13 protein-coding genes, 1 pseudogene and 1 CRISPR repeat array are annotated in these 11163 nt (G+C 70.6%); of the genes and pseudogenes, 6 read left to right on the top strand and 8 right to left on the bottom strand.

The window, feature by feature from the left end:
* Positions 1 to 262 precede the first annotated feature (262 nt).
* The 5 genes from ACFVUY_RS36750 to ACFVUY_RS36730 all read left to right on the top strand — a co-directional run bounded on the left by ACFVUY_RS36750 (position 263) and on the right by ACFVUY_RS36730 (position 3115).
* The gene (locus ACFVUY_RS36750; RefSeq protein WP_387736495.1) at positions 263 to 691 is read left to right on the top strand and encodes a DUF2690 domain-containing protein; all 429 of its coding nucleotides are present in this window, start codon (positions 263 to 265) and stop codon (positions 689 to 691) included.
* 222 nt (positions 692 to 913) lie between these two features.
* Positions 914 to 1342: a DUF2690 domain-containing protein gene (locus ACFVUY_RS36745; RefSeq protein ID WP_387736494.1), complete on the top strand. Its 429-nt coding sequence runs from the start codon at positions 914 to 916 to the stop codon at positions 1340 to 1342.
* 314 nt (positions 1343 to 1656) lie between these two features.
* Positions 1657 to 2097: a spore-associated protein A gene (locus tag ACFVUY_RS36740; protein ID WP_387736493.1), complete on the top strand. Its 441-nt coding sequence runs from the start codon at positions 1657 to 1659 to the stop codon at positions 2095 to 2097.
* A gap of 196 nt (positions 2098 to 2293) precedes the next feature.
* A complete protein-coding gene (locus ACFVUY_RS36735; RefSeq protein WP_359902461.1) occupies positions 2294 to 2635 on the top strand; it encodes a spore-associated protein A in 342 nt (113 codons plus the stop codon).
* A 123-nt stretch (positions 2636 to 2758) separates the two neighbouring features.
* The gene (locus ACFVUY_RS36730) at positions 2759 to 3115 is read left to right on the top strand and encodes a spore-associated protein A (RefSeq protein WP_387736492.1); all 357 of its coding nucleotides are present in this window, start codon (positions 2759 to 2761) and stop codon (positions 3113 to 3115) included.
* A 508-nt stretch (positions 3116 to 3623) separates the two neighbouring features.
* Here ACFVUY_RS36730 and ACFVUY_RS36725 read toward each other — a convergent pair.
* The 5 genes from ACFVUY_RS36725 to ACFVUY_RS36705 all read right to left on the bottom strand — a co-directional run bounded on the left by ACFVUY_RS36725 (position 3624) and on the right by ACFVUY_RS36705 (position 7970).
* Complete coding sequence (locus tag ACFVUY_RS36725) at positions 3624 to 4172, bottom strand: hypothetical protein (protein ID WP_387736522.1); 549 nt, start codon at positions 4170 to 4172, stop codon at positions 3624 to 3626.
* Positions 4117 to 5226 (bottom strand): S1 RNA-binding domain-containing protein, encoded by a 1110-nt coding sequence (locus ACFVUY_RS36720; protein WP_387736491.1) that lies wholly within the window; start codon positions 5224 to 5226, stop codon positions 4117 to 4119. The genes ACFVUY_RS36725 and ACFVUY_RS36720 overlap by 56 nt, the downstream gene beginning before the upstream one ends.
* A 467-nt stretch (positions 5227 to 5693) precedes the next feature.
* Positions 5694 to 6281 carry an SMI1/KNR4 family protein gene (locus ACFVUY_RS36715; protein WP_387736490.1) on the bottom strand — a complete coding sequence of 196 codons (588 nt, stop codon included), beginning with the start codon at positions 6279 to 6281 and terminating at the stop codon, positions 5694 to 5696.
* Between the two features lie 239 nt (positions 6282 to 6520).
* A CRISPR array of direct repeats spans positions 6521 to 6731; the repeat unit is 28 nt; unit sequence GTCGGCCCCGCACGCGCGGGGATAGCTC.
* A 115-nt stretch (positions 6732 to 6846) separates the two neighbouring features.
* The gene (locus ACFVUY_RS36710; RefSeq protein ID WP_358949415.1) at positions 6847 to 7425 is read right to left on the bottom strand and encodes a PASTA domain-containing protein; all 579 of its coding nucleotides are present in this window, start codon (positions 7423 to 7425) and stop codon (positions 6847 to 6849) included.
* Positions 7422 to 7970: a SigE family RNA polymerase sigma factor gene (locus tag ACFVUY_RS36705; RefSeq protein WP_387684655.1), complete on the bottom strand. Its 549-nt coding sequence runs from the start codon at positions 7968 to 7970 to the stop codon at positions 7422 to 7424. The genes ACFVUY_RS36710 and ACFVUY_RS36705 overlap by 4 nt, the downstream gene beginning before the upstream one ends.
* A 280-nt stretch (positions 7971 to 8250) precedes the next feature.
* On the opposite strand from ACFVUY_RS36705, the gene ACFVUY_RS36700 reads away from it, so the two are divergent.
* Positions 8251 to 8583 carry a PadR family transcriptional regulator gene (locus ACFVUY_RS36700; protein ID WP_073810844.1) on the top strand — a complete coding sequence of 111 codons (333 nt, stop codon included), beginning with the start codon at positions 8251 to 8253 and terminating at the stop codon, positions 8581 to 8583.
* A 154-nt stretch (positions 8584 to 8737) separates the two neighbouring features.
* On the opposite strand, the pseudogene ACFVUY_RS36695 reads toward ACFVUY_RS36700, so the two are convergent.
* The 3 genes and pseudogenes from ACFVUY_RS36695 to ACFVUY_RS36685 all read right to left on the bottom strand — a co-directional run.
* Positions 8738 to 9472: pseudogene (locus tag ACFVUY_RS36695) on the bottom strand (DUF4158 domain-containing protein); the annotation flags it as partial.
* A gap of 78 nt (positions 9473 to 9550) precedes the next feature.
* Positions 9551 to 9835 (bottom strand): DUF6225 family protein, encoded by a 285-nt coding sequence (locus ACFVUY_RS36690; protein ID WP_387736489.1) that lies wholly within the window; start codon positions 9833 to 9835, stop codon positions 9551 to 9553.
* A 287-nt stretch (positions 9836 to 10122) separates the two neighbouring features.
* Entirely contained in the window at positions 10123 to 11055 is a 933-nt protein-coding gene (locus ACFVUY_RS36685) for a hypothetical protein (RefSeq protein ID WP_387736488.1), read from the bottom strand.
* Positions 11056 to 11163: the final 108 nt, after the last annotated feature.

The raw sequence follows: 11163 nt of genomic DNA, 5'->3' as shown, positions 1-11163 counted from the left end.
TTCCGACCTGCGGAGCGGCATTTTGTTTCGTCCGGCAAGCAGGGCTGCGCAACAACCGGCCGGCTGTGAAAACTCGAACCGTGCCGGGGCCGAAGCACAGCAACGGCCGGCCCTGACGCCGGCACGACCACGCCCCGGGGACACCACCGCCCGTACGGGCCGTGTTCCGCCGCACCGGTGAAGCGCAACGGCATTCCGAGACCCTGCGGCTCTCGGAATGCCGCACAGTCCCCTCCGCTCCCCACACCGAAAGGAGACAGCGATGTCTCTCGTCAAGATCCGTACCGCGATGGTCGCGTTCGCGTCGAGCGCGGCACTCATCGGCGGCACCGCCGTTCTCGCCGCTCCGACCGCATCCGCCGCCACGCCTCAGGTCACGGCCGGCTGCTACGGGTCCTCCTGCACCCACAAGGACCCGATGGACATGGGCTGCAGCCCGGACGCCTACACGGTGGAATCAGTGGCCTCGACGTTGGGCACGATCGAACTCCGCTACAGCCCCTCGTGCAAGGCGAACTGGGCCCGGGTCTACGGCGCCTCGGACGCGCGGCACTTCTGGGTGCAGAATTCACATGGTGAAGCCGCGTACTGGATGACGTTCGGCGCCACCGGCTACAGCGACATGGTCGATGGGGCGGTCGAAGCACGTGCTTGCTTCTCCGACGGCGAAACCTGTACCGGATGGCACTGAGGCTCCTTCGCCCGTTCGGGCATCCGGGGAGCTGCGGTGGTAGCGCAGCTCCCCGTCCTCGGCGGGGTCGGCAGCTGACGCCCGGGTGGGTGTGGCCCACGGTCAGCACCCCACCCGCGGTCCTGCCATCCCGTGCCTCGCCGGGCGCACGCCGACACACGCCGACACACGCCGACACACGCAACTTCTGCCGATCCCCTTTTTACAGGGAAGGAAATCCGAGTGAAGCGTACGAATCGTCTGGTCAGGGTCCTGGTCGGTCTCGCGGTGGCCGGGACGGCGCTGGGCGGGCTCGCCGCTCCGACCGCATCCGCCGCCACGCCCCGAGTCACCGCCGGCTGCTACGGGTCCTCCTGCAACGGACAGGACCCGGTGGACATGGGCTGCAGCACGGACGCCTACACGGTGGAATCGGTGGCCTCGACGTTGGGCACGATCGAACTCCGCTACAGCTCTTCGTGCAGGGCGAACTGGGCCCGGATCTCCGGCACCTCGATCGGGCAGAACTTCTGGGTGCAGAACACGAACGGAAACATCCACGGCTGGATCGCGACCGGCTCCACCAGCTTCGGCAACATGGTCAACGGTTCGGTCCAAGCGCGAGCCTGCATCGATAACTGGGACCAGCCCATCTGCACCGGCTGGCACTGAGGCCCCTATGCCCGTTCGGGGATCCGGGGAGCTGCCGTGGTAGCGCGGATCCCCGTCTTCGGCAGGGCCTGCAGCTGACACATCGGCGGAGCCTGAAACCCGCAGCGCGGGCATTCGCATGGCTCCGACCGTTCTGCCGGGACGGTCCGAAGCGGGTTCGGCGCGACCACCCGGGTGGGGCGTGACTGACGGTCACGCCCCACCCGTGCCCCTGCCATTTCCACTGCCCGGCCCAGCGCACTCCGAAATCAGTCCGGGCGAATTCTCGCCGATGAAATGAACCGCCACACGGAGATCAAACCTGAGGGAGAGAAATGAAGGGCAACTTCAAGGCAGCCGCAGCATCGCTGATCGCAAGCGGAGTGCTGCTGATGGCATCGCCTGCAACGGCAACCGCGGCCGAGGTCCCCTCGCGTTCCGGAACGGATCAGGCGGCCGCCGGATACAACGGCGCCTGCGGCAGCGGATACCGGGTCATCGACAGCCTGCGACTGGAGTCGGGCGCCAACATCTTCCTGACCTATTCGGACAGCGGGTACAACTGCGTCGTGACGGTGGCCGAATACCCCGGGTCCGCCCGATCCATGGGCGCCTGGATTCAGCGGACCGACGACGACGCCTCCCGTCAATCCGACAGCGGCAACTACACCGCTTACGCCGGCCCGGTCTACGTCTACGCCGAGGGAAGCTGCGTGGACTGGGGCGGCTCGTACCTCTACGGAAAGTACGGGCAGAACAACGGGCACTGCGATTGATCCCGCCGTCGCGACGCTCTCCGATCCCCCGCATTCCCGGGAATTCCGACCCGGATCATCCACCCCACCCACTCGGTCAGTCGCACAGGGAGTCCAAGTGAGGAAAATCCAGTCGTTCCGCCTTCGCGCAGGAATCGCCCTGTCGTCGGCGCTCGTGGGCCTCTTCGCTTTTCCGCAAGCGGCCGCAGCAACTCCGGTGAATGGGACCTACAACGGATCGTGCGGCGCCGGATACAGCGAGGTCGACTCGCTCGACATCAGCGGATACGGGCGCACCTTTCTGACCTGGAACAAATCCAACGGCTACAACTGCGTCGTCACACAGAAGTACGGAGCGAACGACGGACCCGTCGAGCTCTACTACATGACGGCCTGGATCCAGCGGACCGCAGACGGCTTCGAGGAGGAGGACAAGAACCTCTACCACCACTACGCGGGTCCGGTGTACGCGAACGGGCGGGCCACCTGCATCAACTGGGGCGGCTACGTGGACGACGCACCTACCGGGGCGTACCAGTACAGGTCGCACTGCGGGTAGCGAGGAGAAGGAGGAACGATCATGATCGTCGAAGCACTCCATTGCGGCGGGGCCGGCCCTCGCGACGGTCCCGGACGGCTCCGGGGCCTCAGAAGGTCCGTTCCCGCCGTCATCGCGGGAGCCATGACGATGGGACTGCTCGCCCTCGCCACTCCCGCCGCCCACGCTGACGCGTCCGGACTCTGCGGGAACGGATACAAACCCATCGACTCCGCGCCGGTCGGGAACCTCGGAACGGCCTACCTGACCTGGAGCGCGGAGTCGGGCCGCAACTGCCTGGTCGTCGTGCGCAGCCACCCGGGCGCCGCCCTCTCGATGAATGCCTGGATCGGGCGGGACGACGGCATCCAGGACATCGACTCCGGCTACTACACCTCGTACGCCGGCCCCGTCTCCGTGGACGGCCGCGGCGCCTGCATCGACTGGGGCGGTGCGATCCACGACCAGGAAGTCAGCCGCTGGCACACCCACTGCGGATAGCCCTGCCGCTCGGGAGGGGCGCCCAGTCCGACAGCCTCCTCACCTGACGAGAAAGGAGGACACCCGATGACCGGCGCGCTCGGAAGAATCGGCACGCCGGCCGGCGCGCCCACCGCGGGGCTTGCCCCGTGACCCTGGCGCCCGGGACGGCCACCGCAACCACCAGCGCCCACAGCGGAGTCTGAGGCACCGACTGCTTCTCCTCGTACGCGGGGCCGGTCTGCCTCTACGCGAAGAACTTGTGCATCCACTGGACCGGCGGCATCGGGGGAGCAGCGACAGGATGCTCGCAGGGCATTTCAGAGCCGACTCCTACTGCAGATGACAGTCCGAGGACCCGGCTCCCCGGTGCCCGGGGGTGAAGTGCACACCAGGGGCACTGCGCGGGCGGCACGTCGATCGGCAGAAGAGACCGGGAGGCCGGGCACCGTCATGGGTGCCGGGCCTCCCGGTCGTCGGCCGGTGACATGTCGGGTCCGACCACAAGCTGGTCGACGTGCCGTACGGCTCAGTCCCGCCGACGGGGAGCCTCGTCGTCCGGGGTGTCAGGGCCGGCGAAGTGGAAGGGCACCGACATGTCACCGGCCAAGGCCCGGCCCGCGCGTTCGGCGGCCGCGGCGCATGCGAGCTGTCCACCGTCAGCCTCCTCCCCGCCGTCCGGGTAGCGCCTCGCCGTGGTGGAGTGGATGGTGGCCAACGGATGCTCCTGCGCGGGGTCCTCGGTGATCGCCAGCAGGACCGTGAACCAGTCGTGGACGGTGTCGCCGTCCCGGACCGCCTCGATCGCCACGACGCGGCCGGGGCAGCCGGCGGTACGAAGCGCCAGGGACTCCAGGTCGAGGGGGCTGTCCGGGCTCCGGGCGATCCCGTCGCCGTGGTGGGTGTAGCGGTCGTTGACGATGTCCTGGGCAATGCCGATGCTGGCGGGGACACGGCCGACATCGAGGACGGTCCGCAGCGCGCGGAACAGGAAGTCCTGGAGGACGTACTCGTCGATCTCGTCACGGATCCCCGCAGGCAGGCTCTCCCACCACGCGGCCCGCGCCGCCTCGTCCATCTCCACCGGTGCCTCCCCCCGTTCCGCTGCGGCCCTTCCCGGCAAGGCGGTGCGCCACGCTATCCGAGGCGGTACGAACGAGCGCACGCTTTCCTGTCCCCACCCCCGACGCGGGCACGGCAGCGAGGACGTCCTCGGCTGTGCTCCGGGCCCGTGGGGGAACGAGGCCCGCCCGGCCGGGTTCGCCGTCCGGCTCTGCACCGAGTGCGCCGCGCCCGGGACGATCACGATCGGCGGGAGGGAGCTCCCGCCGCGACAGCATCAGCTTTCGGCGTCCTCGGTCGATGTCGGTGACGACGACCAGGACTTCGTCGCCGACCCCTACGACCTCCTGCGGTGTCCGCACGGGTGTCCGTGCGAGGTCCTTGAGGTGGATCAGCCCCTCGACCCCGTCGGCCACCTGGACGAAAGCGCCGAACGGAATCAGCCCGGTGACCCTTCCGCGCAGTGTTCGGCCCGCCACGACGCCGTCGGCGAAGTCCTGGAAGGGGTCCGGCGGCGTAGCCCGCAAGGACAGCCTGGCCTCCCCGTTCGTGGTGTCGAACTGGAGGAATTCGCACGAGACGCGCTCACCGACCCGGACGATGTCCGAGGCCGTTTCGAAGCGACACCAGGACAGTTCGGGGAACGTGATGAACCCGACCCCCGGGAAGACCGGATGGGCGGGCCCGTCGTCCAGCGCCACGAACACGCCGAACGACTCGATCGACGCGACCGTGCCGGCCATGATCTCGCCGGGGGCGAGCAGCTTCAGAAAGGCCCACAGCTCCGGGTGCCCGGTGGCTGCCATCGACAGCCGTACCCGACCCTCGGGCCGGTCGACGGCGATGACCTCAGCGGTGATCCGCCGACCGACCTCCACGCCCTCGGTCCGAGGCCGCCCCCAGGGCAGGTCCAATGAGCCGACGAACCCCAGCGGTCTCGCCGGGAACCCGTCCAACGTCACCGCGACGCCGGAACGGGTGGTCTCCGATACGACCCCACCGCACAGGTCGCCGACACGGATCGCTGACAGAAAGCTCCGTACGGTGCGGTCATCCGGTGCTTCGTGCATACCGGCAAGCCTTTCACGGAGGGAGGGGTGGGCCGCCAGGAGGCGGGCGTCGGATTCGGCTCGGGCGGGGCCGAGCCGGTCCGGTCCGTCTGTAGTTCGCTGCGCTCCCCCGCCCTTCTCCGCCCCGCAGCGCGCGCCGCCGCCTACGCGCCGACCGGCTCCGACCGCACGAAGGACGTCCTCGCCGCATGCCGTTCACGTCCGCTCGTCCGTCCGTCCGCCGAGCACTACCCGGCCGCATGTACGGGCTTGGCATGAGACGGCGAGGTTGATGGCGCCAACTGCCGCGGATGAACGCGGTTGCGACCTCTTGGGACAGCGGCCACCACTGCTTCCTGCGCACCATGCGGAGCCCTGGTACGGCTGACAGCGAAGCCCGGAACGACCCGTCGTCCTGACCACGGCCCGGGTCGGCCCTGCCACGAGTCCTGGCCTGACTCGGACTTCCGTGTCGGCCTTACGGGAAGTCAGATCTTCGGCGCCATGCGATGGCGGTTCGGATGGGCACGAAGCCGAGGCGAGGTGAGCTCCAGGGCCCGGTTGTCGAGTCCGGCGCTCATGTGGTCGAGCCAGCGTTCGTACCAGTCGAGGAAGTCGGTGGCGGAGGAGACGCTGGGACCCCAGTAGCCGTCGCTGTTGCCGATGAGGACGCGGCCCACGAGAGGACCGGTCACCGCGACGACGCATACGTCGGTGCAGCCCATCTCGATGATGTGGAGGAAGAGGTCGCGTGCGTGCGCCCCGGGTTCCGGGCTTCCGAAGCCCCGCGGTGCTCCCGGTTCTCCGCGCGGATCCATGACCAGCAGGGAGCACCGCTCCAGCGGCATGAGACCGTAGAACGGTGCCGCCCCGGAGCCACCGATGTGGGTGAGGAACTGCCGGTGGGCATCAGGCACGATGATGTCGTGTTCGGCCTCGAACGCAGCGACGCGTGCTTCCGCCAGCTTCGGACCGAGGCGGAACTTGTGCTGCTCTTCCCCGAAGGAGTGGCTGCGCATTGGTTGGAACGGGATCGCGGCCAGCTTGCGGCGCAGGCGGGGTATGCGGGGATCCATGGTGCGTCTTCTCTCGTTCCCGTCACCCTATCGGAGGCCGGGGCAGTGGCTCTCGGCGCCGACCAGAACCGTCCCGTGGGCGCGATCTTTGTGCGGCGCGTACTCACTGACGGCAACGACCTGTGGGGCCGGTGGCCCGGGAACGGGAAGGGAAGCGTCGGCCCTCTGTCGCAGGCGGGGCCGGATTCGAACTGAATGAATTGGCGTACCCTGTGACGGATCACGGCAGGTCAGGAAGTGTCGGCCCCGCACGCGCGGGGATAGCTCCGAACCTGGGCCCGATACGGTGGGGTGCATGATGTCGGCCCCGCACGCGCGGGGATAGCTCCGAGATCAACCACTGACACCACCCGGGACCGGGGTCGGCCCCGCACGCGCGGGGATAGCTCGCGATCCTGCGCATCGGCCCGCCGCCGATCTCCGTCGGCCCCGCACGCGCGGGGATAGCTCAGTCCAGCAGCGGCCCGGAGGGGCGGGCGTCCAGCCGGTGCGCCGCGGTCGACGGACTGCCCGGCACCGGCCCCTGGGTCACTCGGCCGGTGCGCGGGCCGAAGGGCCCGGTCGCTCAGGTTCCGCCGGGTTTGCCCGTCGAGACCAGCAGGAGGACGGACGAGCCCGGTGCCACCGGTTCTGCGCCGCCCCGGGGCTGACTGCTGATCACCTGCCCGGCGGGAGCGTTCCAGTCCGTGTGCCGCATGATCGTGCAGCTCAGTCCGAGTCCGCGCAGCAGGCTTCCGGCCTGTTCGACCGGCATGCCGGCCAGGTCCGGCAGCGCGATGCCCGCTCCCGCGGTCTGCTCCTGCTCCTGTGTCGGAGTCGCATCGGCGCTTCCGCTCTTGGGGGTGCCGGTGGCGAGCGGGGTGCACGCCCCGTTCGCCGGTGGGGACAGGGACGGGGAGGCGCCGGGCGCGGGCGGCACGGGCTTCAGCGCGAAGAACCCCACCGTGGCGCACGCCAGCACGCAGCACGCCGCAGCGGTGCCGAGGAGCGCCCGGCGGGTGCGGCTGCGGCTGACGGCTCGCTCGATCGCGGCCGCGTCGACGACCGGCGCCGTCGGCCCGTCGGCGAAGGAGGCCACCGCGGCACGCAGCTCGGCTTCGAGGCCCGGCTCGAACGGGGCCGGTCCGGACGACGTGTTCCTCACTTCGTACCTCCGAAAGCGGCCGACGGCGTGTGCGGCGCCTGGGCGCCCGATACGGAATCGCGCAGCTTGGCCAGGCCGCGGGCGAGCTGGGACCTCACCGCACTCGAAGAGATGTCCAGGACGTCGGCGACCTGCCGGGCGTCCAGATCGTGCAGGTAGTACAGGACCACCACGCTGCGCATGCCCATCGGCAGCCCGAGCAGTGCCTCGATCAGTTCCGCGCGCAGATCCACCTGCCCGAACCGGTCCCGGGGGTCGGCCGTCTCGGGCACCCCCGACAGCCCGAGGCGCTCGCCCCGGCGCGACAGCCGCCGCCAGCGGTCGTTGGCCAGGTTGACCAGCACTTTGCGCACGTACGCCTCCGGCGAGTCCGCCACCGCGACCTTCCGCCACTGTCGGCACGCCCGCTCCAGCGCCTCCTGCACCAGATCCTCGGCCACGTGCACGTCACCGGTCAGCGCATACGCGGTGCGGAACAACGCTCCCGACCGCTGTGCGACGAACTCCGTGAATCCGTTGCCCGGACCGCTCCTGCGAAACCTCACCCGCCGACCTCCTCTCCTCGTCCCGTCCCGATCACTGCCCCCATGACGGCGGAACGGGGCCGGGTGCTGCACCGAGCCGCCGGCAGTGACGTGAATCACAGCCGGGACGGAAGGGTGTCCCAGGACCTCGCGCCGCTGCCGCCCGGGGTGCGGGCGGGGCCCGGCGAAGCGGAGGGCCGCCGGGCGGGCGGCCCGCAGTCGGCCGAGAAGAACGGGGGTGCCTCTTGCCAGATACTACGGTGACCGTACTACGGTGTGCCGGGTGAAGAACAAACGCTCCATGCAGGAGCCGACCTTCCTCCTCCTCACCGCACTCGCCGACCGGCCGCGCCACGGCTACGCGCTCGGGGACGAGGTCGCCGCGATCTCCGACGGTCGGGTGCGACTGGGCGCAGGCAGCCTCTACGGCACCCTTGACCGCCTGCTGGCTGAGGGGCTGATCCGCGTCGAGCGCGAGGAGACGGTGGACGGACGCCCCCGACGCGTGTTCACCCTCACCCCGGACGGAGAACAGTCGCTCAGGACCGAGGCCGACCGCCTGCGCTCCGCCCTGCGCGAGGCGGACCGCCGCCTGGCGGCACCCCGGACCCGTTCCGCAGGAGGCTCGGCATGACCTCGAAGCACCCCCTGAACGCCTGGCTTCTCCGGCGGGCCCTCGCGCTCTACCCGTCCTCGTACGGCACCGGCGCGCTCGCGGAGGTGACCGACTTCGCCGCCCGCCGGATCGCTCTCCGGTCCGGCCGGAGGGCTGCGCGAGGTGGCCGACGTCGCCGGGCGTCGCCGTGCCGACGCAACAGCGACGCCTTCCCGTCCACGCCGTACCGGGACAGCTCCGCCAGCCGGCGCGGCGGCACCCCGGACACGTCGACCTTGCCCATGCCCAGCGCGGCGATCTCCTGGGCGCGCTCCAGCGCGGCCTTCATCTGTGGGCCCGACACCCGCACCGGCCCGCGCCGCAGCCGGTCCAGCTCCGAGACCCGCGCCCCGGCCGGCACCGCCAGCAACTCGTCCAGCACCGCCCGCTGGCCGGGCGTCAGCAGGCCGTGCAGCGTCTCCCACAGCCGCTGGTTCGCCGTCTCCCGCACCGACGCCACCAGCCGGGCCAGCGTCGTCACCCCCGGCAGCAGCACCCTCCGCTCGCGCAGCCACCCCACCGCGGCGTCGAACAGCGCCTTCGGCCCCTCCCCGGTCGTCCAGGCCCGCGCGTCCACCCACGCCCGCAGCTCCGGCTCGACCTCGGCGAACTCCCGGTACTCCAACAGCCGCCGCAGCTCACGCACGTGGTCGAGCCGGGTGTTCTCCCGCTCGCCGTACGCCTCCAGCACCGAGGCGTCCTCGATGTCCAACTGCTCGGCCAGGTAGTCCGCGACCTCCACCGGCACGTCGGTCGGGTCGTCCAGGAACACCCCGAGGTAGCGCACCGTCGTCAGCTGAGCGGCGAAGCCCAGCCGGTTGTGCGAGCGCCGCTTCGACTCCACCAGCTCCCGGTCCGCGTCGTCCAGTCCGGGGAAGGGGGTCGGGCCCAAGATCATCCCACTGTCCCTTCTGAGCTCACCTTGACTGGACCCCGGCAGGGCGGCCTACCGGTGGTCGGGGACGTGGCGGCCGTTGTCGAGCCGCTTGTAGGAGCCGGGTGGGTAGTCTGCGTCCAGGGTCAGGATCGGGCGGCCGGTGGCGACGTCGACCGTCCAGTCGCCGGAGCCGCCGGTGAGGACCAGGGGCTCCTCGTCGCCGATGCCGCACTCGGTGCTCGGGCCGGTCGGGATGACGACCTCGATCGGGGTGGAGTCGTCCAGGCCAGCCAGCAGCAGGCGGAGCCCTCCGACCGTCAGCGGCTCGACGGCGTGCTCGTAGTGGTAGACCATGGCGCGAGGCTCCCACGGGACGGTGCCGGGCCCCGGGCCGACGCTCCGGCCACGCGGCACGCCTGCCCGTCCGGCCCCGGGCGGGCCGATTCACTTCAAGATCATCCCGTGGCAGCTTTTGGGCTCACCTTGGCTGGACCCCTCCTGCGTCCGCAGCGTCTCGACGGTCGCCGCCGTCCGCCGTCCGGCGGCCGTGTCGGTGTCGGCAACGGCCCAGACGGCGTGGTCGGCGCCATGGGGCGCAGAGCGCCCGGACGAGCCCGGTACGGAGTTGCCCGGTACGGACCTCACGACCTGGTCTCCATCGCCTGCAGCCGGGCCCGGGCGTCGGCGACGACCCGCCCCGATTCCTCGGTCATCCGTCCGTCCGCATCAGTGATCGGGCAGCTCATGACCAAGACGGCGAGGTCGGCGAGATCCACCATCGTCGCCACCTCCGTGCGCCGGCGGGAATCGTAGCGGGCGAAGTCGTCACACGCTTCGACCAGCGCGGTGAACGACGGCAGCCGTTCCACGATCATGAACCGGAGGTCCCGCAGGACGCGCCGGGTGTCCCTGCTGCGCTCGTAGACCGCGGACGCGGCGTCCTCCACCTCGCTCATATCCGTCTCGGCCCGTTCCAGGGCCTGTGCCTTCTCCTGTTCGCCGCGCCTGAGTCTGCGGCTCTGCCACTCCCCGATGGCGGCCAGCGAGAGGACGGCCGGAGCCGCGACGATCAGGGACAGCACCGTCGTCCCGGCCGCCATCCCGCCACCGCCCGCGGCCAGCGACCCGCCGCCGAACCACGCGAGCGTGGCACTGCTGGCCGCCGCCCCGGACAATCCCGAGATCGCCGTGCCGGTCGAGGCGGAGGCGAAAGCTCCCACCGCGAGATAGGCGCCCAGCCCTGCACCGGACCCGACGAGCGCGCTGCCCGCCAGCGTGCCGGCCGCGGCCGCCACGGCCCGTTCGCGCAGCCGTCGAGGCTCGATGCCTGCCACCTCGCCGACGGTCGGCATCTCTGTCGAGGCCGGCTCGACCGGCTCGACGTGCTTGAGGCGCCGGAAGGCCTCGCAGAACGGGACCAGGGCCTCGTCGTGGAGCGCCTGCCGTGCCGTCTGCTGGGCGGCGTTCTCGGCCGCGGCCCGCTGATCGAGCTCCTCCTTGCACTCCAGCAGACGCTCGTACCTCCGGCGGTTCTCCTTCGCGAGCCTGACGGCGTCGACTATGGCGATGGCCACGCTGCCCCCCCCTTGATACCGGCTCGGAGATCCTAGTGCCGTACCAGGTGATGCCCTTCCGGGGGCTTCCCGGCGTTCGTCAGCGCGAGTGCGATCGTCACCTTCAGC

The sequence above is a fragment of the Kitasatospora sp. NPDC058063 genome (genome assembly GCF_042885395.1).
Taxonomy (GTDB): domain Bacteria; phylum Actinomycetota; class Actinomycetes; order Streptomycetales; family Streptomycetaceae; genus Kitasatospora; species Kitasatospora lactacystinica.
Note: the sequence above shows the minus strand (reverse complement) of the source record. Positions and strands in the feature narration are given on the sequence as shown.

Bases quoted from the DNA above. Each gene is read 5' to 3' on its own strand.
- ACFVUY_RS36715 (WP_387736490.1), bottom strand. From the start codon at position 6,281: ATGGATCCCCGCATACCCCGCCTGCGCCGCAAGCTGGCCGCGATCCCG.
- ACFVUY_RS36725 (WP_387736522.1), bottom strand. From the start codon at position 4,172: ATGGACGAGGCGGCGCGGGCCGCGTGGTGGGAGAGCCTGCCTGCGGGG.
- ACFVUY_RS36740 (WP_387736493.1), top strand. From the start codon at position 1,657: ATGAAGGGCAACTTCAAGGCAGCCGCAGCATCGCTGATCGCAAGCGGA.
- ACFVUY_RS36720 (WP_387736491.1), bottom strand. From the start codon at position 5,226: ATGCACGAAGCACCGGATGACCGCACCGTACGGAGCTTTCTGTCAGCG.
- ACFVUY_RS36730 (WP_387736492.1), top strand. From the start codon at position 2,759: ATGACGATGGGACTGCTCGCCCTCGCCACTCCCGCCGCCCACGCTGAC.
- ACFVUY_RS36750 (WP_387736495.1), top strand. From the start codon at position 263: ATGTCTCTCGTCAAGATCCGTACCGCGATGGTCGCGTTCGCGTCGAGC.
- ACFVUY_RS36690 (WP_387736489.1), bottom strand. From the start codon at position 9,835: ATGGTCTACCACTACGAGCACGCCGTCGAGCCGCTGACGGTCGGAGGG.
- ACFVUY_RS36700 (WP_073810844.1), top strand. From the start codon at position 8,251: ATGCAGGAGCCGACCTTCCTCCTCCTCACCGCACTCGCCGACCGGCCG.